At 65.8% G+C, this 22,814-nt stretch carries 25 protein-coding genes and 1 tRNA gene; 8 read left to right on the forward strand and 18 right to left on the reverse strand.

Annotated elements, in window-relative coordinates; genetic code table 11:
• Positions 1-8: 8 nt before the first annotated feature.
• The 9 genes from DDZ17_RS09875 to flgB all read right to left on the reverse strand — a co-directional run bounded on the left by DDZ17_RS09875 (position 9) and on the right by flgB (position 6,450).
• The gene (locus DDZ17_RS09875) at positions 9-317 is read right to left on the reverse strand and encodes a rod-binding protein (protein WP_116366384.1); all 309 of its coding nucleotides are present in this window, start codon (positions 315-317) and stop codon (positions 9-11) included.
• The gene (locus tag DDZ17_RS09880; protein WP_206613513.1) at positions 317-1,423 is read right to left on the reverse strand and encodes a flagellar basal body P-ring protein FlgI; all 1,107 of its coding nucleotides are present in this window, start codon (positions 1,421-1,423) and stop codon (positions 317-319) included. The genes DDZ17_RS09875 and DDZ17_RS09880 overlap by 1 nt, the downstream gene beginning before the upstream one ends.
• 15 nt (positions 1,424-1,438) lie before the next feature.
• Entirely contained in the window at positions 1,439-2,113 is a 675-nt protein-coding gene (locus DDZ17_RS09885) for a flagellar basal body L-ring protein FlgH (RefSeq protein ID WP_116366385.1), read from the reverse strand.
• Positions 2,114-2,125: 12 nt separating this feature from the next.
• Positions 2,126-2,908: a flagellar basal-body rod protein FlgG gene (flgG, locus tag DDZ17_RS09890; protein ID WP_116366387.1), complete on the reverse strand. Its 783-nt coding sequence runs from the start codon at positions 2,906-2,908 to the stop codon at positions 2,126-2,128.
• Between the two features lie 33 nt (positions 2,909-2,941).
• Complete coding sequence (locus DDZ17_RS09895) at positions 2,942-3,700, reverse strand: flagellar basal body rod protein FlgF (RefSeq protein WP_116366389.1); 759 nt, start codon at positions 3,698-3,700, stop codon at positions 2,942-2,944.
• Between the two features lie 11 nt (positions 3,701-3,711).
• Positions 3,712-4,893 carry a flagellar hook protein FlgE gene (gene flgE, locus DDZ17_RS09900; RefSeq protein WP_116366391.1) on the reverse strand — a complete coding sequence of 394 codons (1,182 nt, stop codon included), beginning with the start codon at positions 4,891-4,893 and terminating at the stop codon, positions 3,712-3,714.
• Between the two features lie 83 nt (positions 4,894-4,976).
• Complete coding sequence (locus DDZ17_RS09905) at positions 4,977-5,642, reverse strand: flagellar hook assembly protein FlgD (protein ID WP_116366393.1); 666 nt, start codon at positions 5,640-5,642, stop codon at positions 4,977-4,979.
• Positions 5,642-6,037 carry a flagellar basal body rod protein FlgC gene (gene flgC / locus DDZ17_RS09910; RefSeq protein WP_241505870.1) on the reverse strand — a complete coding sequence of 132 codons (396 nt, stop codon included), beginning with the start codon at positions 6,035-6,037 and terminating at the stop codon, positions 5,642-5,644. The genes DDZ17_RS09905 and flgC overlap by 1 nt, the downstream gene beginning before the upstream one ends.
• 8 nt (positions 6,038-6,045) lie before the next feature.
• Complete coding sequence (flgB, locus tag DDZ17_RS09915; protein WP_116366396.1) at positions 6,046-6,450, reverse strand: flagellar basal body rod protein FlgB; 405 nt, start codon at positions 6,448-6,450, stop codon at positions 6,046-6,048.
• 198 nt (positions 6,451-6,648) lie between these two features.
• Here flgB and flgA point away from each other — a divergent pair, with 198 nt between their 5' ends.
• The 6 genes from flgA to DDZ17_RS09945 all read left to right on the forward strand — a co-directional run bounded on the left by flgA (position 6,649) and on the right by DDZ17_RS09945 (position 13,537).
• Positions 6,649-7,374 (forward strand): flagellar basal body P-ring formation chaperone FlgA, encoded by a 726-nt coding sequence (gene flgA / locus DDZ17_RS09920; protein ID WP_157976563.1) that lies wholly within the window; start codon positions 6,649-6,651, stop codon positions 7,372-7,374.
• Positions 7,375-7,458: 84 nt separating this feature from the next.
• On the forward strand, positions 7,459-7,746 hold the full coding sequence (gene flgM, locus DDZ17_RS09925) for a flagellar biosynthesis anti-sigma factor FlgM (protein ID WP_206613514.1): 288 nt from the start codon (positions 7,459-7,461) through the stop codon (positions 7,744-7,746).
• 15 nt (positions 7,747-7,761) lie between these two features.
• Entirely contained in the window at positions 7,762-8,211 is a 450-nt protein-coding gene (locus DDZ17_RS09930; protein WP_116366400.1) for a flagella synthesis protein FlgN, read from the forward strand.
• Between the two features lie 46 nt (positions 8,212-8,257).
• Positions 8,258-9,505: an EAL and HDOD domain-containing protein gene (locus DDZ17_RS09935; protein WP_170150197.1), complete on the forward strand. Its 1,248-nt coding sequence runs from the start codon at positions 8,258-8,260 to the stop codon at positions 9,503-9,505.
• Positions 9,506-9,665: 160 nt separating this feature from the next.
• Entirely contained in the window at positions 9,666-12,650 is a 2,985-nt protein-coding gene (locus DDZ17_RS09940) for an EAL domain-containing protein (RefSeq protein ID WP_116366404.1), read from the forward strand.
• Positions 12,651-12,865: 215 nt separating this feature from the next.
• Positions 12,866-13,537 (forward strand): DUF642 domain-containing protein, encoded by a 672-nt coding sequence (locus DDZ17_RS09945; RefSeq protein WP_157976564.1) that lies wholly within the window; start codon positions 12,866-12,868, stop codon positions 13,535-13,537.
• Positions 13,538-14,040: 503 nt separating this feature from the next.
• Here DDZ17_RS09945 and DDZ17_RS09950 read toward each other — a convergent pair.
• The 7 genes from DDZ17_RS09950 to rlmE form a co-directional block, all read right to left on the reverse strand.
• A tRNA-Leu gene (locus DDZ17_RS09950) sits at positions 14,041-14,126 on the reverse strand.
• A gap of 20 nt (positions 14,127-14,146) precedes the next feature.
• Positions 14,147-14,533 carry a preprotein translocase subunit SecG gene (gene secG, locus DDZ17_RS09955; RefSeq protein ID WP_116366408.1) on the reverse strand — a complete coding sequence of 129 codons (387 nt, stop codon included), beginning with the start codon at positions 14,531-14,533 and terminating at the stop codon, positions 14,147-14,149.
• A 54-nt stretch (positions 14,534-14,587) separates the two neighbouring features.
• Positions 14,588-15,328 carry a triose-phosphate isomerase gene (tpiA, locus tag DDZ17_RS09960; protein ID WP_116366409.1) on the reverse strand — a complete coding sequence of 247 codons (741 nt, stop codon included), beginning with the start codon at positions 15,326-15,328 and terminating at the stop codon, positions 14,588-14,590.
• A 123-nt stretch (positions 15,329-15,451) separates the two neighbouring features.
• The gene (gene glmM / locus DDZ17_RS09965; protein WP_116366411.1) at positions 15,452-16,798 is read right to left on the reverse strand and encodes a phosphoglucosamine mutase; all 1,347 of its coding nucleotides are present in this window, start codon (positions 16,796-16,798) and stop codon (positions 15,452-15,454) included.
• A 20-nt stretch (positions 16,799-16,818) separates the two neighbouring features.
• On the reverse strand, positions 16,819-17,694 hold the full coding sequence (gene folP / locus DDZ17_RS09970; RefSeq protein WP_421910184.1) for a dihydropteroate synthase: 876 nt from the start codon (positions 17,692-17,694) through the stop codon (positions 16,819-16,821).
• A gap of 12 nt (positions 17,695-17,706) precedes the next feature.
• Entirely contained in the window at positions 17,707-19,626 is a 1,920-nt protein-coding gene (ftsH, locus tag DDZ17_RS09975; protein WP_116366413.1) for an ATP-dependent zinc metalloprotease FtsH, read from the reverse strand.
• Between the two features lie 272 nt (positions 19,627-19,898).
• Positions 19,899-20,522: a 23S rRNA (uridine(2552)-2'-O)-methyltransferase RlmE gene (gene rlmE, locus DDZ17_RS09980; protein WP_116366415.1), complete on the reverse strand. Its 624-nt coding sequence runs from the start codon at positions 20,520-20,522 to the stop codon at positions 19,899-19,901.
• A gap of 103 nt (positions 20,523-20,625) precedes the next feature.
• Here rlmE and yhbY point away from each other — a divergent pair, with 103 nt between their 5' ends.
• Entirely contained in the window at positions 20,626-20,937 is a 312-nt protein-coding gene (yhbY, locus tag DDZ17_RS09985; RefSeq protein WP_116366417.1) for a ribosome assembly RNA-binding protein YhbY, read from the forward strand.
• A 97-nt stretch (positions 20,938-21,034) separates the two neighbouring features.
• The gene (locus tag DDZ17_RS09990) at positions 21,035-21,379 is read left to right on the forward strand and encodes a hypothetical protein (RefSeq protein WP_116366419.1); all 345 of its coding nucleotides are present in this window, start codon (positions 21,035-21,037) and stop codon (positions 21,377-21,379) included.
• A 67-nt stretch (positions 21,380-21,446) separates the two neighbouring features.
• Here the strand turns inward: DDZ17_RS09990 and DDZ17_RS09995 are convergent, their stop codons facing one another.
• Positions 21,447-21,764: an ArsR/SmtB family transcription factor gene (locus tag DDZ17_RS09995; RefSeq protein WP_479680796.1), complete on the reverse strand. Its 318-nt coding sequence runs from the start codon at positions 21,762-21,764 to the stop codon at positions 21,447-21,449.
• A gap of 57 nt (positions 21,765-21,821) precedes the next feature.
• Positions 21,822-22,808: a cation diffusion facilitator family transporter gene (locus DDZ17_RS10000; RefSeq protein ID WP_116366423.1), complete on the reverse strand. Its 987-nt coding sequence runs from the start codon at positions 22,806-22,808 to the stop codon at positions 21,822-21,824.
• Positions 22,809-22,814 lie beyond the last annotated feature (6 nt).

The raw sequence follows: 22,814 nt of genomic DNA on the forward strand, positions 1-22,814 counted from the left end.
CGAATCAGCTACTTGCCCACCCGTTGCAGCTGCGCCACCAACTGCTCCGCCAGGCCCAGGCCCCTGCCCGACAGGTGCTGCGACAGCTGCTGGTCGAACAGGCCCTGCACAAAGCGGGTCTGGGAGCTGTCGAGCAGGTCGGAACGGGGCGTTGCCTCGCGCATGCCCTGCAGCATCTGGTGCAACAACAGGGCTTCAAACTGCTGGGCGGCGCCTTCGAGCCCCGCCTGCCGGTCGCGCCGGCCGGCCTGCTTGAGCTTTTCCAGGCCGGCCACGTCCAGGGCAAATTGCCCCTCGGCAATGGTGTTGGTGGGCATCAGATAATCTCCAGTTCGGCGCGCAGGGAGCCGGCTGCCTTCAACGCTTCCAGAATGGACATGAGATCCGCCGGGGTCGCGCCCAGGGCGTTCAGGGCATCCACCACTTCCAGCAGGTTGGCGCCCTCCACGGTGCGTAGGGTGCCGGACTGCTGTTCCAGGCGAATATCGCTGTCGGGCACCACCACGGTTTCACCGCCACTGAAGGGCGCCGGCTGGCTCACGCCGTAGTTGGTGTCGATCACTACCGACAGGTTGCCGTGGGCCACCGCGGCCGGGCGCAGGGTCACACGCCCGTTCAGCACCACCGCACCGCTGCGCGAATTGAGCACCACCTTGGCGGCGCTCTGCGTGGGGTTCACTTCCAGGTGTTCGATGCTGGCCATAAAGCCCACCCGCTGGCTCGGGTCCTGGGGGCCGCGCAGGCGAATGGCGCGCCCGTCCAGCGCTGTTGCAGTACCCGGGCCAAAACTTAAGTTGATGGCCTGCACCACGCGCTGGGCAGTGCCAAAGTCCGCCTCGCGCAGGCGCAACTCCAGGCTGCCACCCTCGCCGCTGAAGGTGGAGACCACCTCGCGCTCTACCGTGGCCCCGGCGCTGATGCGCCCGGAGGATTGCTGGTTCACCTGCACGCTGCTGCCACCGGCCTCGGCGCCGGCGCCGCCCACCAGCAGGTTGCCCTGGGCCATGGCGTAGGTGGCACCATCGGCGCCCTTCAGCGGTGTCATCAGCAAAGTGCCGCCGCGCAGGCTGCGGGCGTTGCCAATGGACGACACCACCACATCCAGCTGCTGGCCGGGGCGGGCGAAGGCTGGCAACTGCGCGGTCACCATCACCGCGGCGATGTTGCGCAGCTGCATGTTGGTGCCGGCAGGCACGTTGATGCCCAGCTGCGACAGCATGTTGGCCAGGCTCTGGGTGGTAAAGGGCGTCTGCATGGTCTGGTCGCCACTGCCATCCAGCCCCACCACCAGGCCGTAGCCCACCAGGGCGTTTTCCCGCACGCCGGCAAAATCCGCCAGTTCGCGTAGCTGTTCGGCCTGCGCCGGCAGGCAAAAAAAGCACAGCAGGCACAGGGCAAGGCCCAGTCTGGCCAGTGTTTTCACAGTTATCCTCCGTACCTACAGCGGCGCAATGTTCAGGAAGAAGCGCTGCAGCCAACCCATGCTCTGCGCCTCGTTGATGTAGCCGTCGCCGTAGTACTCAATGCGCGCCTCGGCCACCTGGGTGGACGACACGGTATTGGCGCTGGTGACCGTGTAGGGGTCGACAATGCCCGAGAAGCGAATGAACTCGGTGCCCTGGTTGATGGCAATCTGCTTTTCGCCGCGCACCACCAGGTTGCCGTTGCCCATCACGTCCACCACCATCACCGTCAGGGTGCCGGTGAAGGTGTTGTTGGCCCGGGAGCCGCCACCGCCGTTGAATTCGTTATCGCCGGACAGGTCGAAGCCGTAGTCCAGCAGATCCTCCAGCCCCTTGGGCACGCCCTCGGGGGCAAAGCTGGTCACGCCGTTGCGGTTGGCATTGCTCTGGGCGTTCTTGCTGGCGCTCACTTCCTCGTCCAGCACAATGGTGATCACATCGCCGGTCATGCGCGGGCGCCGGTCTTCGAACAGGGGGCGGTAGCCCGCATGCGCCTGGAAAATGGCCCCGTCGCCGCTGGCCTGTGGCGCCTGTGGCACCGTAATGGGGGTTGCCTCGGGCACCACGGATGAGCGCGGCAACTGGGCGCAGCCTTGCAGCAGGGCCAGCAGCAAGGCCGGCGCCAGGGCCAGGGTTCGCATCGGGCTCATGGCCGCCCCGCCCTAGAGCTGGGCCAGGCGCGCCAGCATCTCGTCTGAGGTCTGTACGGCCTTGCTGTTGAGTTCGTAGGCGCGCTGGGTCTGGATCATGTTGACCATCTCCTCCACCACGTTCACGTTCGAGGTTTCCACATAGGACTGGTACAGCACACCGGCCCCGTTCAGGCCCGGCAGGCTCTCGGTGCGCAGGCCCGAGGACTCGGTCTCCAGGTAGAGGTTCTCGCCCACGCTTTCCAGGCCAGTCGGGTTGACAAAAGTGGAGATGGTGAGCTGGCCCACTTGGTTGTTCAGCGCCGAGCCTGGCTCGGTCACCGACACAATACCGTCGCGCCCGATGGTGATGGACAGGGCGTTCTCGGGAATGATGATCACCGGCTCCAGCGGGTAGCCGCTGGAGGTCACCATCTGGCCGTTCTGGTCCAGCTGGAAGCTGCCGTCGCGGGTGTAGGCGGTGGTGCCATCGGGCATCATCACCTGGAAGAAGCCCCGGCCGTTGATGGCCAGGTCCCGCGAGTTGCCGGTGTTTTCCAGGTTGCCCTGGCTGTGCAGGCGCTCGGTGGCAACCGGGCGCACCCCGGTGCCCACCTGCATGCCGGACGGCAGGGTGTTCTGCACATCGTTCTGGGCGCCGGGCTGGCGCAGGTTCTGGTACAGCAGGTCCTCAAACACGGCGCGGGATTTTTTAAAGCCGTTGGTGCTGACGTTGGCCAGGTTGTTGGCTATCACATCCAGCTTTACCTGCTGCGATTCCAGGCCGGTCTTGGATGTCCACAGGGACTTGATCACGCTCGTTTTCCTCCGGTTGGTGTGCCAGGTTCATCAGCCCTGCAGGGACAGCAGGCTGTTGGCCCGCTGGGCATTGTTGTTGGCATCGTCAATCACTTTCATTTGCAGCTCGAAACGGCGGGCGTTGTCGAGCAGGGAGACCATGGCCTCCACCGCGCTCACGTTGCTGCCCTCCAGTGCGCCGGACACCAGACGCGCTGCTTCGTCGCGCGGCAGGTTGGCCACGGTGCCGTCGGGCGCGCTTGGGGGCCGGAACAGGCCGTCCTCGCCGCGCTGCAATGCCCCCGGGGCCGCGGTGGCCAGCTTCAGGCGTCCCACCTCGACAATGGCGTCCGGCGTTTCGCCCGGGCCAATGGCGCTCACGGTGCCATCGGCACCCATCGACAGGCGCGAATCCAGCGGCACAACCATTGGGCCGCCCTCGCCAATCACCGGCAGCCCGCCGCTGGTCAGCACGCCGTTGGCGCTGATCTGCAGGTCGCCGCGGCGGGTGTAGGCCTCGCCCCCCGCCGCGTCCTGCACCGCCAGCCAGGCATCGCCCTTCAGGGCCACATCCATATCGCGGCCGGTGGCGTTCACCGGCCCGGCGCTGAAGTCGGTGCCGGGCGTGGTGGCCATCACCGCGGTGCGGGTGCCGTGCAAGGCATCGCCCTGCACGGGCACGGCGCGCATGGCCTGCAGCTGGGCGCGAAAGCCCGAGGTGCTGGTGTTGGCCAGGTTGTTGCTGACCACGGCCTGGGCATCCAGGCTCTGCTTGGCGCCACCCATGGCGGTGTAGAGAATGCGATCCATCAGCGCGGGCCCTAGCGCAGGTTCACGGCGTTCTGCAGCACTTCGTCCTGCACTTTGATGGTCTGGGTGTTCGCCTGGTAGTTGCGCTGGGCGATGATCAGATCCACCAGTTCCTGGGTCAGGTCCACGTTGGAGGATTCCAGCGCGCCGGCTTCGATATCACCGAACACACCGGTGCCCGCCAGCCCCAGCAGCTCCTGGCCGGACGCGCCGGTGGCCGCCCAGGCGTTGTCGCCCACCGCCTTCAGCCCTTCCGGGTTGCGGAAGTTGGCCAGGGCAATAGTGCCCAGCACCTGGGTCTGCTCGTTTGAGTAGGTGCCCACCAGGTTGCCACCCTCGTCGATGGAAATGCCCACCAGGCTGCCGGCGGCGTAGCCGTCCTGGGTCAGGGTGTTGAGGGCAAAGTCACCGCCGAACTGGGTGGTGCCGGTAAAGTCCAGGTCGAAGTTCAGGTCGTCGGCGCCATTGGCCAGGGTGAAGTTGTAGTTGGACGCCATGCCGGCGGTGAGGGTGCCGTTGCCGTCAAACTCCAGGGTCTGGGGGCCTGTGGGGGCCTGGCCGTCCAGTCCGACAAACACCTGCCACTGGTTGGGGTTGGCGCCGTCTTTGACGAAATACATGGTCATGGAATGCTGCACGCCAAGGGAGTCGTACACGGTGCCGGTGTTGGCGTAGGAGTAGGTGTCGCCGTCCTGGTAATCAAACAGGGCGGTATCCAGCCCCTCGGCGGTGGCGTCCAGGTTCAGCGAGCTGTCCACGCCCAGGGTGGCCACTGCCGGCAGGCCACCGGCGGGAATGTTCAGCGCCACCGGCTGGCCACCGGTACCCTGGCCCGCCGGGTAGCCCATGAGCCGGGCGCCGGTGGCGTTTTCCAGAAAGCCGTCCTTGGTCAGCGAAAGCTGGCCGTTGCGCGAGTAAACGGTTTCGTCGTTCTGGGTAAGGCGGAAGAAGCCGTTGCCGCTGATGGCAAGGTCGAGGTTGCGGTTGGTGGTCTCGATGTTGCCGTTGCTGAAATCCTGCAGGATGCCCGCCACCCGGGTGCCAAGGCCGGCGCCGGCGCCGGCGTACACGTCGGCAAACTGCACGCTGCCGCCCTTGAAGCCGACGGTCTGCGAGTTGGCGATATTGTTGCCCACCACATCGAGGTTGGTGGCGGCGGCGTTAAGGCCGCTCAGTGCCTGGGAAAAGCCCATGGTCCATCTCCTTGTCGAAAAAGTGCTTGTGAAAAGCGTCGAATAACGGGTTGTTGAAAACGCGCCAGGTGCCGGTGACCGCCCTACAGAATCTGGCGAATGTCATCGAGGGTGACTGGGTCCGATACGCCGCCAAGGTCCAGCAGCGGGCCGTCTTCACCGGGGCTGATGCCCGACACCAGCGCGTAATTGAGCACGCTCGCCGATACCGCGCTGCCCTCCTGGCTGGCGCTGACCACCACCCGGTAACTGCCGGGTGGCGCCAGGCTGCCATCGGTGAGGCGGCCGTCCCATTGCAGGGTTTGCATGCCAGCCGACATGGCAACCGGCGGATACTGGCGAATGGTTTCGCCACTGGCGCTGGCAATGCTGATGCTCACCTCGTCGGCGGCGCTGGCCAGCTCCACGCCAATCGGCGTGGACACACCCTCTTCGCCCACCAGTATGCGCTCGCCCGGCACCAGCACGCCCTTGCCGATCAGGCTGGCGGCCTGCAGGGTCTGCCCGGCGTCAATCTGCTGGTTGATGGTGGCCAGGGTGTCGTTCAGTTCCGAAATGCCGCTGACGGTGTTGATCTGGGCCAGCTGCGAGGTCATCTCGGCGTTTTCCATCGGGTTGGTCGGGTCCTGGTTCTGCAACTGGGTCACCAGCAGGGTCATAAAGCTGTCCTGCAGGTCGGCCCCGGTTTGCGTGGCTGCCGGCTGCTTGCCGTTCAGTGCGGTGAGGGTGCTGGCGTCAATGGTGGTCATCAGCTCTCTCCGAGAGTCAGGGTTTTCAGCAGCAGCTGCTTGCTGGTGTTCATTACTTCCACGTTGGCCTGGTAAGAGCGCGAGGCAGAGATCATGTTGACCATTTCATGGGTGGGGTCCACGTTGGGCATGGCCACATAGCCCTCGGCATCCGCCAGCGGGTGGCCGGGGCGGTATTCCATGCGCAACGGCGCCGGGTCATCCACCACCGCCGACACCCGCACGCCGGCGGCGCCCTGGGGGCCTTCGCTTTCAAACATCACCTGCTTGGCGCGGTAGGGCTCGCCGTCCGGCCCGGCCACGCTGTCGGCGTTGGCCAGGTTGCTGGCAGAGACATTCATGCGCTGGCTTTGGGCGGCCAGGGCTGATCCTGAAATTTCAAAGATATTGAACATCGACACGGTCAGGACTCACTCTGCATGGCGGCCTTCAAGCCCTGGATGCGCGCATTGGCCAGGGTAAGGGCGCTCTGGTAGCGCACGCTGTTGTCGGCAAACTGGGTGCGCTCGCGGTTCATGTCGACGGTGTTGCCATCCAGGCTCGGTTGGTCGGGCACGCGGTACAGCAGGTCGCGCCCGGCGCTGCCGGTGGTGCCGCCAGCCATGTGGCCGGCGTGGGTGGTGCTAAGGCGCAACGGGCCCGCGCTGGCGCTGGCGCGGGACAGCGCCGCGGCAAAATCAAAATCCCGCGCTTTGTAGTTGGGCGTATCGGCATTGGCAATGTTCGCCGCCAGCACCTGTTGGCGCTGGTGACGCAAGCCAAGGGCCTGCTGGTAGAAGTCCAGCGAGGCGGACAGCTTGTCTATCATGGTTCGGCTCCGCGTTGGCAGTGTCGCTCACCATCAAGAATACGCAGGCCGCCAGCGGGCCAAAGTGGCAAACAGGCTACTTTTTCAGGGCTATTTCCAAAATTGTTTGTGGCGCTACTGCCTTACACTGCTTTATGTCGACGCACTAGGCCTGTATCGCAGACGCGGCCCACAACCTGCCGGAGCACAAGCACAACCGTGAACAGACATCGCCACTACCGGGCACGGATGCCGGGCAAAACACTGGCGCGAATGCTGGCCCTCGCCCTGCCTCTCGTTCTACCTCTCGCCCCGGCCCTCGCCGGCACCCCCGCCGGCGCCAGCGACCTGCGCGCACTGGCGCAGCAGTATCTGCAGGCGCAAACCCGCGGCCTGGGTGAGCGGGTCACCGTGGAGGTTGAGCCCCCCCGCGCCCATTTTGGCGACTGCGCAAACCCAAAGCCCTTTCTGCCGGGCAACGGCGCGCGGCGCTGGGGCAAGGTGAGCGTCGGCCTGCGCTGCGCCGGCGGCGGCGTGCGCTACCTGCAGGCCCGGGTCAACGTGCAGGTGCGCTACTGGGAAAGTGCGCACGATGTGCCCCGTGGCGCCCCCGTCACCGTGGCCCACCTCAAGGCCCGGCAGGGCGATCTCGGCAAGCTGCCGCGCAATGTCGTGCGCGATCTCGCCGCCCTCGAAGGCAGCGTGGCCCGCCGGCCGCTGCCCGCCGGCACCGTGCTGCAGCACTCCCTCATCACCCGCCCCGCCCTGGTGGAGCGCCAGCAGTGGGTGACCGTGGCCACCGGCGGAGCCGGCTTTCAGATTGCACGCCGCGCCCGCGCCCTGGACAGCGGCGGGCGCGGGGATGCCATCCGGGTGCGCCTTCAGAGCCGCGAAATTCTCAACGCCGAGGTGACCGGGCCCGGCGAGGCACGGCTCGCGCCCTGAGCCAACTTTTATTTACCGGCACCCTAAAGATCTGCCCGGGCCGGCCGATAACCCAGCAAAGGAGAACCCCAGGAGCATGGAATCTTGAAAATCAACGGCTATACCGCGCCCCAGCAGGCCAACCAGAACAGCGCCAGCCGTGGCGCGGGGCGCACTGAAACCACCGCCAGTGCCGCCGGTGAAAGCGCCGGACAGTCCAGCGTCAGCCACCTCAGCAGCCCCGCCGCGGCCAGCGGCCAGGACATCGACCTGGCCAGAGTGGCGGAGATTCGCCAGGCCATTGCCGACGGCAAGCTGGCCATTGATACCCAACGCATCGCCGACGGGCTGATCGACAGCGTGCGCGAACTGCTGGATGGCGAAACCCCCTGACACGGCGAGGCAGTGATGAGTCTTGAGCCACACCTGCAGGCCCAGCGCCTGCAACTGGAACAGCTGGTTGCGCTGCTGCACAGCGAACAGAGCCTGCTGACCCAGAGCCAGGTTGACGGCGCCGCCCTGGACGAGGTGGCCGCCGACAAGCAGCGGCAGCTGGTTTCGCTGGACAGTTTTGAGGCGAGGCGCCGTGGCGCGCAGGCCAGGCTGGGTTACGCCCCCGGCCGTGAAGGTGCCCGCGCCGCCGCCGATGATGCCGGCTGCCTGCCCCTGTGGCAGAGCATCGACCAACTGGCCAGCGAGGCCAGGCAGCTCAACCAGACCAACGGCGAGCTGATCCAGCTGCGCCTGGAGAACAACCAGCGCCTGCTGAACGCACTGCGGGAATCCGCCGGCAATAGCCTGTACGGGCCCGATGGGCAGGCTCACCGCCGGCCGGCGCGGGTGGACTCCCGCGCATGAGATGCAGCCAACCCGACGCCACCGCGATCGACTGACAAGGATAACCATGCTCAACGCGCCCCTTCTTGGTGAAGAAAATCCCCTGGACGCACTGCTGGCCTGCCAGCCGGTGCTTTCGCGCAATCAGGATGTTGTCGCCTTCGACCTGCTGCTCGATCACGCCACCCCCGGGGCCACGCTGAATGTGCAGGACATCCAGACCGCGGTGCCGTTGGTGCTGGAATCCTACGCGCGTATTTTCCAGCACGGCCGCTTCCTGTCGGTGCCGAGCTTCGTCAAGCTGAGCCCGGCCATGCTGTTTGATGAGCAGCTGCCCGCCCTGCCGCGCAAACAGCTCATCCTGGAGGTGGTGGCCGACCGCCAGCCGATAACGCCCGCGCTGGTGCGGCGCCTGGGTCAACTGGCCGCCGAGGGCCACCACCTGGCCCTGGGGGGGTACCAGCCGGATCGGCCCGACCTGGGCGACTTGCTTGCCACCGTGCACGTTGTGCGCATCGACACCGCCACGCTTGCCGGCGATGCGCTGGCGCACACCGTCGACGCCCTGCGCCAGCGCGGGGTCGACCTGCTGGCCGACGGCGTGGCCGATGCCGCCCAGTTCCGCCACTGCGTCGACCTGGGCTTCAACTGGTTCCAGGGCAGCTTCCTCAGCGCGCCGACACCGGTCAAAGGCAAGAAAATCAGCGGCAACAAGCTCCTGCTGCTGGAAATGCTGGCCAAGCTGCAAGACCCGGACGCCACCGCCGCCAGCTTGGAAGCGCTGGCCATTCGCGATGCCAACCTGACCTTTCGCATCCTGCGCATCGTCAACTCTGCCGCCCAGGGTATTCGCCGGGAGGTCGACACCCTGTCCCAGGCCATCACCATCCTCGGCACCGAAGAGATCAAGCGCTGGGTGAATTTATTCCTGGTGGAATCTGAACCCGGCAAGCCCGAGGCACTCACCCGCAACATGCTGGTGCGCGCGCGCATGTGTGAAATCCTGGCGGAGCTGGACAGCCAGCCAATGCCGGTTCACCACTTTATTGTGGGCCTGCTGTCGCAGCTGGATGTGCTGATGGATATCGAGATGAGCGAACTGCTACAGCAACTGCCCCTACGGCAGGAAACCAAGCAGGCGCTGCTGTCCCGCGAAGGCCCCCTCGGCGATACCCTGGCCGATGTGGAGCACTACGAGCGCGGCCGCTTCGAGCTGCTGTCGCAGCGCTTCGACCCCGCCTTCTACGAAGTCGCCTATCGCCACGCCTGCGCCTGGGCCCGCCAGACCCAGGCGGAACTGGGCGACCCGGCCTGAGCCCGGCGCGGTTCGAACCCTGATGTACAGGCGTTCGCCCCGCGCCACCAGCAGTTGACCCACAACCATGCACGCCCCGGCGAAACTCCTCCGCACTGCCATTGCCCATGCCCTGAGAAGCAACGACGCAGGAAGGCGCCACAGGCAGCCGGCGCCCCGAGTGGACTCACACCGAACAGACACGCCCCACCTGCGCAAACCCCGGCTGGCCGGGCTGGCTGGCGCCCTGTTCGGCGCCCTGGCCAGCTACCTGTGGATCAGCATCAGCTGTGATCTGTTCGAGCAGGAACAGCGCAACCGCGTGCTGTCTGCCGCCACCCAGGCGGCACGCCTCATTGAAAGCCGCCTCAACGCCACCCTGGCGCCGGCACAAACCCTGGCGGTAATCGCCCGCAACAGCCATCAGCTGGAACGCCACTTCAACATCGTCAGCCAGGACCTGCTCAACAGCCACCCCCACATCGCGCAGCTGTCGCTGTCACCCGGCGGTGAAATACAGATGATTGCCCCGCGCCGCGACAACGGCGCCGCAATGGGCTTTAACCCCCTGACCGACACAGAACAGGGCGCCGAAAGCCTGCTGGCCCGGGCCGGTAGCGGCGCCACCGTGGCCGGCCCGCTGGACCTGATCCAGGGCGGGCGCGGTATTGTCGGGCGCATCCCTGTGTACCGCCCCTCGCCCTTGGGCGGCGAGCAGTTCTGGGGCTTCTCCAATGTCACCCTGCGCCTGCCGGCCCTGGTCGGCCTGCTGAGCCTGGACAGCCTGAGCGGCGCCGCTCTGGACTACCAACTGTGGCGCCAGCATCCGGTGAGCGGCGAACGCCAGATCATCGCCGCCAGCCGCGACACACTGGGCGACAGGCCCGTGGTGCAATCGCTCTACATTCCCAATGCACGCTGGCAGCTGTCGGTCATGCCCCGGGGCGGCTGGCCCAGCCCGCCCTGGCTGCTGGGTGCGGTTGCGCTGGGCACCCTGTTCAGCCTGCTCACCGGCTGCCTGGCGCGCACCTTCGTTGAACTGCGCAGCTACCGCAGCCAGCTGCGCCGCAAGGTAGATGAGCGCACCCGGGAACTGGACAGCACCCTGGAGCGCTACCACTCCCTGATCAGCGCATCGCAAACCGGCATCTGGGAATACGAGATTGGCGAGCGGCGCCTGGTGTGCCAGGCCGGCTACCTGGAAATGCTCGGCTACCAGCGCAGCGACCTGCCCACCGCCAGCCGCGGCAACTGGCTGGCATTCTGCCGCGAGCGGGTGCACCCGGACGACACCCAGCGCATTGAAGCCCAGGTGGGCGCCTATCTTAAGGGCGGCTGCCAGGGGCAGCTGGAAGTGCAGTTTCGCATGCGCCACCGGGACGGGCGCTGGGTATCCATCCTCAGCCGGGGCAGCGCACTGCGCGGGCCCGGCGAAGGCGATGCCAGCATCATTGCCGGCACCCACATCGACATCAGCCACCTGGTCAACACCACCTCCCAGTTGAAACTGGCGCTGCACGTGATGGACAGCACCCGGGAAGGACTGGTGATTACCGACCCCGACTACAAACTGGTGGCCACCAACCGCGCCTTTCTGGAAATTTCCGGCTACAGCGAGCAGGAGTGCCTCGGGCAACCGGCCACCATGCTCAGTGAAGGCATGCACACGCCAGACTTTCTCCACACCATCATGCAGCGGGTTGCCGAGGATGGCGTCTGGCAGGGCGAAATCTGGGGCCGGCGCAAAAATGGCGAGACCGCCCCGCTGTGGATCAGCATCACCGCGGTGCGCGATGAGTATGGAGAGCTGTCCCACTACATTGGGGTGGTGAGCGACATCACCCTGCTCAAGCAGAGCCAGGCGGAAGTGCAGCGGCTGGCCTACTTCGACGCCCTCACCGGCCTGCCCAACCGCGCCATGCTGCAGGATCGCTCTGAATACGCACTGAAACTGGCGCGCCAGGGCAAGCGCCCCCTGGCGGTGCTGGTGCTGGATCTGGACAACTTCAAGAACATCAACGATTCCCTGGGCCAGGACACCGGCGACCGGGTGCTGCAGCAGTGCGCCAGCCGGCTGAGCGAGGCCCTGCGCGACGAAGACGCCCTGTGCCGCCTGGGCGGCGACGAGTTTGCCCTGCTGCTGCCCAACACCAACGCCGATGCCGCCGCCCATACCGCGCGCCGCCTGCTGGACCGCCTGGGCAGCAGCTTCCGCCTGCTGGACCGCGAACTGGCGGTGAGCTGCTCCATCGGCATTGCCATGTTCCCCAGCGATGGCGACACCCTGACCCAGCTGCACACCAACGCCGATACCGCCATGTACCGGGCCAAACAGCAGGGCCGCAATACCTACTGCTTCTACACCCCCGAAATGCAGGCCCGCTGCCTGCGCCAGCTGACCGTGGAAAACGCCCTGCGGCGCGCCCTGGACAAGCAGCAGCTGTCGCTCAACTACCAGATCCAGCTGCAGGCCGACAGCCTGCAACTCACCGGGCTGGAGGCCCTGCTGCGCTGGCGCCACCCCGAACTGGGCCAGGTGCCACCGGCGGAGTTCATCCCCATCGCCGAAGCCAGCGGCCTCATCCTGCCCCTGTCCAACTGGGTGCTGCGCGAAGTGGCCCGCCAGCTGCGAACCTGGCTGGACAGCGGCCTGGCCGTGCCGCGCATTGCGGTCAACCTCTCCGCCGCCCAGTTCCGCCAGCCCGACCTGCCCGAGCGCGTGCTCACCATCCTGGAGGAATTCGCGATAGCACCGGGATACCTCGAACTGGAGCTCACCGAGAGCATGGCGATGGAAAACCCCAACCAGGCCGCCCACACCCTGCAGCGCCTGCACCAGGCCGGCATCGGCGTTGCCATCGACGACTTCGGCACCGGCTACTCGTCCATGAGCCAGCTCAAGCACTTCCACATTTCCACCCTGAAAATCGACCGCAGCTTTGTGTCGGACCTGGTCAACAGCAGCGACGACCAGGCCGTAGTGGGCACCATCCTCAACCTGGCCCGCAACCTAAACCTGCGCTGCATTGCCGAAGGCGTGGAAACCCGTGAACAGCTGGACTATCTGCGCCAGCTGGGCTGCGACCATGTACAGGGCTATCACCTGGGCCGCCCCATGAACGCCGAGCAGACCCGGCGCTACCTCGCCCAGAGCGGGCCGCACTGAACACCGCCCGGCCGTTGCTAACGCGCGGTTATAAAGCGGCACTCCCTTAATGTCGAAAACTTTTACAGCGAGCCCGCTTTGCATTCGGGAAAAACAACTAACTCATTGTTTTATATAAAATTACTAGAACTGGCCTGATGTTTGCTTTTAACGGGCAGCACCGGGGAGCATGGCTGCCCGGCAACGATGATCCACAGCACACGGACACAACCCACATGCCTATGAATACCCTGAAAGCACTGAGCGCCGCCGCCCTGATGGGCCTGGCCTCCTTCGCCAACGCCAACCTCATCAGCAACGGCGATTTCGAACAAACCCCGACCGGCACCCCCAGCCCCTCCGGCCCGAACTGGGGTGTGTACCAAACCCTGCCCGGCGAATGGGAAACCTACTCCGGCGCTGGCATCGAGCTGCAAACCAACGCCGTCGTGAACGCCCACAGCGGCAGCAACTACGTTGAGCTGGATTCCCACAGCAATGGCGGTGGCAACACCAACAGCGTGATGTACCAGACCCTCACCGACCTCATCATCGGCAGCTACTACGACCTGACCTTCTGGTACCGCCCGCGCACCAACAACGGCGGCAACGACAACGGCATCAACGTCCTGTGGACCGGCGATACCAACAACTTCATCACCCCCCTGAGCATCGCCAACCAGGTATCTTCCGACTATAGCGACTGGGTCATGCAAACCGCCTCGCTGGAAGCAACCGACACCACCATGTACCTGGGCTTCGCCGCCACCGGCCTGGAGAACACCCTCGGTGGTTTCATCGACACCGTGTCCCTCGTCGCCCGGCCCGTACCCGCCCCCGGCAGCACCGCCCTCCTGGGCCTTGGCCTGGTCGGCCTGTACATCGCTCGCCGCCGCAAGCAGCACTGATCGCAGCAGGCACCCCGGGGCGGCGCCTGCCGCCCCGGTATTTCCCTTCTCCCGCCCCTCCGGCAATCCGACAAAATCTCTCGGCTGTCCACCGCAAACGACGGTAGGTGGCACCACTATGGCGAGAACTGTACAAATCCCCATTCAGCATGCTTTGCAGAATCCGGCACGCGGTTAGCTGCACCTGATTGACCCCCAGCCTGTGCCGGCGTGCCTCGGTGATTTCTACTGCATCAGGGGCACAACGAACCCGGTGGCTTTTACATCACAATTGCAGCGACTGGGGGAATCTCCCCAAGACAGAAGGTAGCTCGCGCAGCCAGCGGGATCGCCGGATTAAGCGAGGACTGGGGTAGTCCCGCGAGACTGGAGAAACTGCCAGAAACAGAAAGGCCCTCCAGATTGGAAGGCCTCTCTACCAGACATGGTGCCGAAGGCGGTGCTTAACCCGCCCGACCAGGGCCACACGAGCACTCCGCGTAAGCGGAGCTTCGTAGATTAGATGGTGCCGAAGGCGGGACTTGAACCCGCACGAGCATAGCTCACTACCCCCTCAAGATAGCGTGTCTACCAATTCCACCACTTCGGCTTTAAACGGGTGGGTACTGCTTAAAGTTCCGGAACGTCGCCCTCCGGGGCGGCCTGGACTTCCGGCACTTCTTCATTCACTTCGGGCAGGTCGGAATCCGCTGCGTCACTGGCCGGGGCTGCCTGCTGCTCGGCAGCGGGCGGCAGTTCCAGGCCGAGGTCGTCAACGGAGGCGGTTTTCTGCGTGGCCAGCAGGGCCAGGCCGAAGCTGGTGGCGAAGAATACCACGACCAGCCACGACGTGGCTTTGGTCAGGGCGTTGCCACTGCCGGCGCTGCCGAACAGGGTCTGGGAGGCGCCGGCGCCGAAGGAGGCGCCCATGTCGGCTCCCTTGCCCTGCTGCAGCATGATCAGGCCAATGATGGCCAGTGCTACCAGCAGGTGAACGATCAGAATAATCTGTTCCATAAGTTCCTAGAGTGTCCTTGCCCTCACGGGCAGTGTCTCTTGTGTGCCCCGGCCTCAGGCCGCGGCGATAATGTTGGCGAACTCCGCGCTGTCCAGCGACGCGCCGCCCACCAGGGCGCCGTCGATATCCGGCTGGGCAAACAGCGACGCCGCATTGGCGGCTTTTACGCTGCCGCCGTACAGCAGGCGCACCTGCTCGGCGTCCACGCCTTTCACTTCGGCCAGTTGCTCACGGATGTAGCCGTGCATTTCCTGGGCCTGCTCGGGGCTTGCGGTCAGCCCGGTGCCAATGGCCCACACGGGCTCGTAGGCGATAACCAGGCCCGCCAACGCGGACTGCTCTGCCAGGGCCCCCTGCAACTGCCGGGCGACGACGGTAAAGGCTTCGCCGTCTTCCCGCTCTTCACGGGTCTCGCCAATGCACAGCACCGGCTTGAGCCCCGCCTCCACCGCTGCGGCCAGCTTCGCCGCAACCAGACCGTCCGATTCGTCGTGATACTGGCGGCGCTCGGAGTGACCAAGCAGCACCCACTGGCAACCGAGGTCGGCCAGCATGTCCGGCGCGACTTCGCCGGTGTAGGCGCCCTGGTGCATGTGACTGCAATCCTGTGCGCCAACTGCCAGGGCACTGCCTGCACAGGCATCCAGCACTTGCGACAGGTGCACAAAGCTCGGGCAGAGGGCGATATCGGCGCGCGGATCATCGATCTGTTCCAGCAGGCCAGCCACCAGGGTGGCGGCGCTGGCCCGCGAACCGTGCATCTTCCAGTTTGCCATGACGAGTGGACGACGCATCATTTACCCCGGTGCGAAAACGGCGGCAATCCTACCGGAGATACCCGCCGGACACAAGCGAGACCTTGGCTCAGCAAGGCCAGGGCTCAGCGAGACCAGGGTTCAAGGGCAGATTCAGGAACGTCAGTTCAGCGCGGCCTGCACACGCTCGGCCAGCTGGCCGCACAGGGCGGCGACCTCGTCGCCGTCCTGGCCCTCTACCATTACGCGCACCAACGGTTCGGTACCGGAGGGGCGCAACAGCACGCGACCGCGGCCGGCCAGGGTGTTCTCCACCTCGGCAACGGCGGCGCTCACCGCCGGAAACTCGGCCAGGTCGACGCGGCCACTGACCGGCACGTTAATCATGGTCTGGGGGCACTTGGTCATGCCGCTGCGCAGGGTCGCAAAATCGGAGCCGGCCTCCTGCAGGGCGGTCAGCACCTGCAGGGAGGCCACGATGCCATCGCCGGTGGTGGTGTGGTCGGCGCAGATAATATGCCCGGAGGACTCGCCGCCGAGCTTCCAGCCGCGCTGCTCCATCAGTTCCTTGACGTAGCGGTCACCCACCTTGGCGCGCACCAGTTGCAAGTCGAGGTCGCGCAGGGCCAGTTCCAGCCCCAGGTTGGACATCAGGGTGCCCACTACCCCGGCCTCGGCCTGCCCGCGCACCAGGCGGTGGCGGGCGATGATGTAGAGCAACTCGTCACCGTCCACCAGGTCGCCATTGGCGTCGATGAACAGCACGCGGTCGCCGTCGCCGTCGTAGGCGATGCCGAGATCCGCGCCGGATGCCTGCACCAGCGCCGACAAGGCAGCGGTATCGGTGGAGCCCACCCCCTCGTTGATGTTGAAGCCATCGGGCTGCACGCCCAGGGGCACCACCTCGGCGCCCAGTTCCGACAGCACGCTGGGGGCAATGTGGTAGGTGGCACCGTGGGCGCAGTCCACGGCGATTTTCAGGCCGCGCAGGCTGAAGTCGTCGGGCACGGTGGATTTGCAGTATTCGATGTAGCGACCGGCGGCGTCGGCCACCCGCACCACTTTACCGATTTCCCGGGAGGGCACCACGACCAGCTCTTCGGCCAGCTCTGCCTCGATGGCCAGCTCCACCGCGTCCGGTAGCTTGGAGCCGTCGGCGGAGAAGAACTTGATGCCGTTGTCATAGAAGGGGTTGTGGGAGGCGCTGATCACAATGCCCGCCACGGCGTTCTGGGTGCGGGTCATCAGGGCCACCGCCGGCGTCGGCATGGGGCCAAGGAGCTTTACATCCACCCCCGCCGCCACCAGCCCGGCCTCCAGGGCGGATTCGAACATGTAGCCGGATACGCGGGTGTCCTTGCCGATGATGACGCTGCGGTGGCTGCCATTGCCACTGCGGGCAAATACACGGCCGCAGGCCCAGCCCAGCTTGAGCATAAAGTCCGGGGTGATGGGCGACTTGCCCACCTCGCCGCGAATGCCGTCGGTTCCAAAGTACTGCCTGCTCATGATCTGTCTCTGTCTTGTGGTTATGGCGTGATGTCGGCCAGTGCCCGGCACATGGCAAGGGCGTCGGCGGTTTCGCGCACGTCGTGGGCGCGCACGATCCAGGCGCCCCGCTCCACCGCCAGCACCGCCAGCGCCAGGCTGGCGGCAAGGCGCTGGTGCACATCACGTTCGAGGATTTTGCCGATCAGGGATTTGCGTGACAGCCCCACCAGCAGCGGCGCACCCAGCGCCTGCAGGCGGGGCAGTTGGTCCAGCAGCCGCAGGTTGTGTTGCAGTGATTTGCCAAAGCCAAAGCCGGGGTCCAGCAGAATCTGCTGGCGGGGGATGCCGGCGCTTTCACAGGCCGCCATGCGCGCGCCGAGATAGTCCGCCACATCTTCCACCACGTCGTGGTAGGCGGGGCGATCCTGCATGGTGCCGGGCTGGCCCTGCATGTGCATCAAACACACCGGCAGGCCGCTTGCGGCGGCCGCCTGCAGGGCGCCGGGGCGCTCCAGCGCGCGCACGTCGTTGATCAGCGTTGCGCCGGCGGCCACGGCTTCGCGCATCACCGCCGGCGAACTGGTGTCCACGGAGATCACCACGTCCATCTCCGCCGCGACACGGCGCACCAGCGGCACCACGCGCTCCAGTTCTTCTGCCTCGCTGACCGGCGCGGCCCCGGGACGGGTGGATTCGCCGCCAATGTCGAGAATGGTGGCGCCCTGCTCACACAGGTTGCGGGCGCGCAAAAAGGCGGACTCCAGGTCGAGGCGGCCAGCCCGGTACAGGCTGCCACCGTCAGAGAAGGAATCCGGTGTGGTGTTGACGATCCCCATCACCTGGGGCGTGGCGCGATCCAGCGTCCGGCTGCCGCATTGCAGGGGCGGCAGGCGGGCGGGGCTCTGCGTGCTCAAAGTGGGCGCCGCTCAGTGTTCGCTGGCGGGGCCACCGATGGGACTGGACTGTTCGTCGGCGGCATCGTCGGCCGTCGCGCCGGCGCCACCGCTGGTGCCGCTGCTACCGCCCCAGTCGCGGGGCTCGCGTGGCTTCTTGCCGGCCATGATGTCGTCGATCTGGTCGGAGTCGATGGTTTCGTAGAGCATGAGGGCATCGGCCATCACATGCAGTTTTTCCACGTTTTCATCCAGCAGGCGCTCGGCGGTGGCATAGCACTCGTCGATGATGCGCCGCACTTCCTGGTCGATCTGCTTGGCGGTTTCGCCGGAGATGCCGGTGTTGTGCTGGGTGGCGCTGCGACCGAGGAAAACCTCTTCCTCGCCGTCGTCGTACATCAGCGGCCCCATTTTTTCCGACAGGCCCCACTGGGTCACCATCTTGCGGGCGATCTCGGTGGCGCGCTTGATGTCGTTGGAGGCACCGGTGGTCACGCCGTCCTTGCCCAGGGTCATTTCCTCGGCGATGCGGCCGCCGAACAGGGAGCAGATCTGGCTGGTGATGTGGCGACGGCTGTGGCTGTAGCGGTCTTCCTCGGGCAGGAACATGGTCACGCCCAGGGCGCGGCCGCGGGGAATGATGCTCACCTTGTACACCGGGTCGTGCTCGGGCACCAGGCGGCCAACAATGGCGTGGCCGGCCTCGTGGTAGGCGGTGTTGCGCTTCTCGTCCTCGGACATGACCATGGATTTGCGCTCGGCGCCCATCATGATTTTGTCCTTGGCCAGCTCGAACTGGGTCATGCCCACGGTGCGCACGTTGGCCCGCGCGGCAAACAGGGCGGCCTCGTTCACCAGGTTGGCAAGGTCGGCGCCGGAGAAACCGGGGGTACCCCGTGCGATCTTGGCGGGCTCGACATCCTCCGCCAGCGGCACTTTGCGCATGTGCACTTTGAGGATCTGCTCGCGGCCGCGAATGTCGGGCAGCCCCACCACCACCTGGCGGTCGAAGCGGCCCGGGCGCAGCAGGGCCGGGTCCAGCACGTCGGGGCGGTTGGTGGCGGCGATCACAATCACGCCGTCGTTCACCTCAAAGCCGTCCATTTCCACCAGCAGCTGGTTCAGGGTCTGCTCGCGCTCGTCGTGACCACCGCCCAGGCCCGCGCCACGGTGGCGGCCAACGGCGTCGATCTCGTCAATGAAGATAATGCAGGGGCTCTGTTTCTTGGCCTGCTCGAACATGTCCCGCACGCGAGAGGCGCCAACGCCGACGAACATCTCGACAAAGTCGGAGCCGGAGATGGAGAAAAAGGGCACCTTGGCCTCGCCGGCAATGGCCTTGGCCAGCAGGGTTTTACCGGTGCCGGGCTGGCCCACCATCAGCACGCCGCGGGGAATGCGCCCGCCGAGCTTCTGGAAGCGGCTGGGGTCGCGCAGGAATTCCACCAGCTCCTGCACGTCTTCCTTCGCTTCGTCCACGCCCGCCACGTCGGCGAAGGTGGTGGTGATCTGGTCTTCGCCCAGCAGGCGCGCCTTGCTCTTGCCAAAGCTCATGGGGCCGCCGCGACCACCGCCGCCGCCCTGCATCTGGCGCATGAAGAACATGAACACGGCAATAATGATGAGAATGGGGAAGGACGCCACCAGCAGCTGGGTCCACACGCTCTGCTGCTCGGGCTTGCGGCCCTCCACCTCTACCTGGTGCTGCAGCAGGTCGTCGATCAGCTTGGGGTCTTCCAGCATCGGGCGAATGGTTTCAAAGCGGCTGCCGTCGTAGCGCTCGCCGCTGATGTTGAGGCCGTCAACCACGACCTTCTTCACCCGCTCCTGCTGGATTTCCTGGATGAATTCCGAGTAGCCCACCTGTTCGGTGGCACTCTGCATATTGAAGTTGTTGAACACCGACAGCAGAACAGCGGCGATCACCAGCCAAAGCAGTAAATTTTTTGCCATATCACTCAATGCGGTTACCTCACCAACGTCGGGCCGTCACCGGTTAGCGCGCCTGTGGCGCCACTACCTGATGAGTATAGCCGGAATCCTGACCGGCCAAAGCGCCGGTGTCGGTGCGGGAGAGCGCCCAGAACCCGGTTCTGCGCGACTCTTCTGTGGAAAAAAGGCCGTTCAATGTACTACAGATGGGGATGGCGCTCCATGTTTCAAGGCTTTCTACATCATCTCCGCGCTGCGCGGCGGTGGCACATCCCTGTGCCACAGGGGAGGCTCTAACCTCGAAAGTCCCTTGCGACGACGTACACCTCGCGGGAGCGGGGCCGGGAGGCCGCCGGCTTGCGGGTGAGCACCTTGGTGTACTGAGCCCGGGCGCTGCGAAACAGCTCGTCAAAACCCTCGCCCTGGAACACCTTGGCCACAAAAGACCCACCCGGCGCCAGCACCCGGCCCGCCATATCCAGCGCCAACTCCACCAGGTACATGGACCGCGGCTGGTCCACCGCGTTCACCCCGCTCATGTTGGGGGCCATGTCGGACATCACCAGATCCACCGGGCTGTCGCCGATGGCGGCGAGGATCTGCTCGAATACGGCGTCTTCGGTAAAGTCGCCCTGGATGAATTCCACCCCGGCCAGGTTGTCCATGTGCAGAATGTCCGAAGCCACCACTCGCCCCTTGTGGCCCACCAGGTCGGCCGCCACCTGCGACCAGCCACCCGGGGCGCTGCCGAGGTCCACCACCGTCATGCCGGGGCGGATCAGGCGGTCTTTCTCCTGCAGCTCCAGCAGTTTGTAGCAGGCGCGGGAGCGGTAGCCCTCGCGCTGGGCCTGCTGCACGTAGGGGTCGCTGTGGTGTTCCTTGAGCCAGGCGCGGCTGGAGGAGCGTTTCTTGGGCATGGACAGTCCGGGTATTTGGCGTATCGTGTAGGGCCGGCGCTGGTGTAGAATCCGCGCCCCGTAAAAGGCGGCATTGTAACGCCAAACGCAGACTGGAACCTCTATGAGCAAGCAAACCGGCCCCGACAGCAAACAGCTGCGCGCCATCGGCCACAAACTCAAGCCCATCGTCACGGTGGCCGGCAAAGGCCTGTCGGACAATGTGATCACCGAGGTGGACCGCGCACTGAATGACCACGAGCTGATCAAGATCAAGCTGGCGGTGGGGAGCCGCGAAGCGCGCAGCAGTGTGGCCGAGGAACTGTGCGAACGCACCGGTGCCGAGGTGGTGCAGTCCATCGGCAATATGATCCTGGTGCTGCGCCGCAGCAAGCAGCCCGACCCGCGCCTGTCCAACCTGCTGCGCCCGCTGTAACACAGGCCACTGCACCAGTCGCTTCCCTCTGCCGCTTCCCTCCGCCTCCACCCCGGGGCTATTATCGGGGCATTGTCCTCACGGGAGCTGGCACGGCATGGGGGAAATCCTCGAGTTTCCATCGCAACAGGCCCAGGGCCTGGCCTACCTCGACCGCCAACTGCGGGACATGCTCAGCGCCCGCGGCGCCGATACCGAACTGATCGACTTCGCCGCCAACCAGCTCACCGCCATTTACGCCGAACTCACCCGCTCTGAGCAGTACAGTTTCAGCGTCACCCTGCCGCCGGGCCTGGCGCCCGAGCAGGGCGAGGCCCTGCGCCGGCAGATTGACGCCGGCCTGGAAGGGCTGCGGCGGGAAAATCACGCCCTGCTGGTCAAGCTGGCGGCGCAGCTGGTGCTGGCGGAGGTGAAGCTCTTCCAGCACGAGCGCGCGCCCTGAGGCCGCTGACCCGCGGCGCCCTTGATCGCTGGGCCCTTGATTGCTACGCCCGGCGCAAGCGCCGGCGTCACCCCTCCTCTGTCGGCTCTTCGTCGATGTGGCTGGCCATGTCGATCAGCATGTCGCTCACGTGGCAGTCGGCCACTTCGTAAAAAATCTGCTTGGCGCGGCGCTCGCCCTTCATCAGCCGCGCGCCCCTGAGCAGGCGCAGGTGGTGGCTGACCAGTGTCTGTGACAGGTCGAGGCTTCTGGCAATGTCGCCCACCGATTTGGCCTGCGACAGGCAGAAGAACAGAATCCTCAGCCGGGTGGGGTCACCCAGCAGGCGAAAGGTTTCCGCCAGGATGGTGATTTCGTTGATAGCCGGTGTCTGAATCGGGTTCACAGTGGTCTCTTTTAAATGTGCTGTTGGCATGCGCACGCTCTCCTGGCGTCAGTGCGACTATGGCGTGGCCGTGGCGCGGGCAAGGCTGCAAGGCTCCGCGCTGCCGTTCCAGTCCACGGCAACCGTGGCGTGCTCAATCTCGAACTGCGCATGCAGCGCGGCCTCCACCGCCTGGGTCACCCGGCGGGCATCGGCGTCGTCCACGGGCCGCACATGCAGGGTGGCCAGGGTACGCCCGGAGGTGATCGACCACACGTGTACGTGATGCACCGCGGCCACCCCGGGCACGCTGGCCATCAGGTGGCGCTCGATGTCTTCCGGCGTGGCTCCCTCGGGCGCGCCCTCAAGCAGAATGTGCAGCGACTTGCCAAGCAGCTTCCAGGCACTGCGCAGGATCAGCAGGGACACCACCACCGACAGGATCGGGTCGATGGGCATCCACCCGGTGTAGTGGATCACCAGCGCCGCGACAATAGCCCCCACCGAACCGAGCAGGTCACCCAGCACATGCAGCGCGGCGCCCTTGATATTGACGTGCTCGCTGTCGCCGCGGGTGAGAATCCAGAACACCAGGATGTTCACCAGCAGCCCCGCCACCGCCACCCCCAGCATGGGCCCGACCAGCACCACCTGGGGCTGCTGGAAGCGCTGCCAGGCCTCCACCACAATCCAGGCGACAATGGCGAACAGGGTAATGGCGTTGATGAACCCGGCCACCACCTCAAAGCGCAGGTAGCCAAAGGTGCGCCGGGAATCGGCCAGGCGCCGCCCCAGGCGAAAGGCCGCGTAGGCCAGGGCCAGGGCCGCGGCATCGGTGAGCATGTGGCCGGCGTCGGCCAGCAGGGCGAGGGAGCCCGAGAGCAGGCCGCCGACCACCTCCACCAGCATAAAGGCGAAGATCAGGCCGAAGGACAGCAGCACCTTGCGCTCGTTGTCCCTGGTGACGGTGGGTGCGTGGCTGTGGTCGTGGCTATGACTGTGACTGTGGCCATCACTGTGGCTATGGCGGTGGTTCGGGTCGTGCCGGTGCTGGGAAGGTGACATAGTCTG

It is taken from the genome of Parahaliea mediterranea (genome assembly GCF_003402235.1).
GTDB lineage: Bacteria > Pseudomonadota > Gammaproteobacteria > Pseudomonadales > Halieaceae > Parahaliea > Parahaliea mediterranea.

Bases quoted from the DNA above. Each gene is read 5' to 3' on its own strand.
- DDZ17_RS09875 (WP_116366384.1), bottom strand. From the start codon at position 317: ATGCCCACCAACACCATTGCCGAGGGGCAATTTGCCCTGGACGTGGCC.
- DDZ17_RS09885 (WP_116366385.1), bottom strand. From the start codon at position 2,113: ATGAGCCCGATGCGAACCCTGGCCCTGGCGCCGGCCTTGCTGCTGGCC.
- DDZ17_RS09895 (WP_116366389.1), bottom strand. From the start codon at position 3,700: ATGGATCGCATTCTCTACACCGCCATGGGTGGCGCCAAGCAGAGCCTG.
- flgE (WP_116366391.1), bottom strand. From the start codon at position 4,893: ATGGGCTTTTCCCAGGCACTGAGCGGCCTTAACGCCGCCGCCACCAAC.
- DDZ17_RS09905 (WP_116366393.1), bottom strand. From the start codon at position 5,642: ATGACCACCATTGACGCCAGCACCCTCACCGCACTGAACGGCAAGCAG.
- flgC (WP_241505870.1), bottom strand. From the start codon at position 6,037: ATGTTCAATATCTTTGAAATTTCAGGATCAGCCCTGGCCGCCCAAAGC.
- flgB (WP_116366396.1), bottom strand. From the start codon at position 6,450: ATGATAGACAAGCTGTCCGCCTCGCTGGACTTCTACCAGCAGGCCCTT.
- DDZ17_RS09930 (WP_116366400.1), top strand. From the start codon at position 7,762: ATGAGTCTTGAGCCACACCTGCAGGCCCAGCGCCTGCAACTGGAACAG.
- DDZ17_RS09935 (WP_170150197.1), top strand. From the start codon at position 8,258: ATGCTCAACGCGCCCCTTCTTGGTGAAGAAAATCCCCTGGACGCACTG.
- DDZ17_RS09945 (WP_157976564.1), top strand. From the start codon at position 12,866: ATGCCTATGAATACCCTGAAAGCACTGAGCGCCGCCGCCCTGATGGGC.
- secG (WP_116366408.1), bottom strand. From the start codon at position 14,533: ATGGAACAGATTATTCTGATCGTTCACCTGCTGGTAGCACTGGCCATC.
- tpiA (WP_116366409.1), bottom strand. From the start codon at position 15,328: ATGCGTCGTCCACTCGTCATGGCAAACTGGAAGATGCACGGTTCGCGG.
- glmM (WP_116366411.1), bottom strand. From the start codon at position 16,798: ATGAGCAGGCAGTACTTTGGAACCGACGGCATTCGCGGCGAGGTGGGC.
- ftsH (WP_116366413.1), bottom strand. From the start codon at position 19,626: ATGGCAAAAAATTTACTGCTTTGGCTGGTGATCGCCGCTGTTCTGCTG.
- rlmE (WP_116366415.1), bottom strand. From the start codon at position 20,522: ATGCCCAAGAAACGCTCCTCCAGCCGCGCCTGGCTCAAGGAACACCAC.
- yhbY (WP_116366417.1), top strand. From the start codon at position 20,626: ATGAGCAAGCAAACCGGCCCCGACAGCAAACAGCTGCGCGCCATCGGC.
- DDZ17_RS09990 (WP_116366419.1), top strand. From the start codon at position 21,035: ATGGGGGAAATCCTCGAGTTTCCATCGCAACAGGCCCAGGGCCTGGCC.
- DDZ17_RS10000 (WP_116366423.1), bottom strand. From the start codon at position 22,808: ATGTCACCTTCCCAGCACCGGCACGACCCGAACCACCGCCATAGCCAC.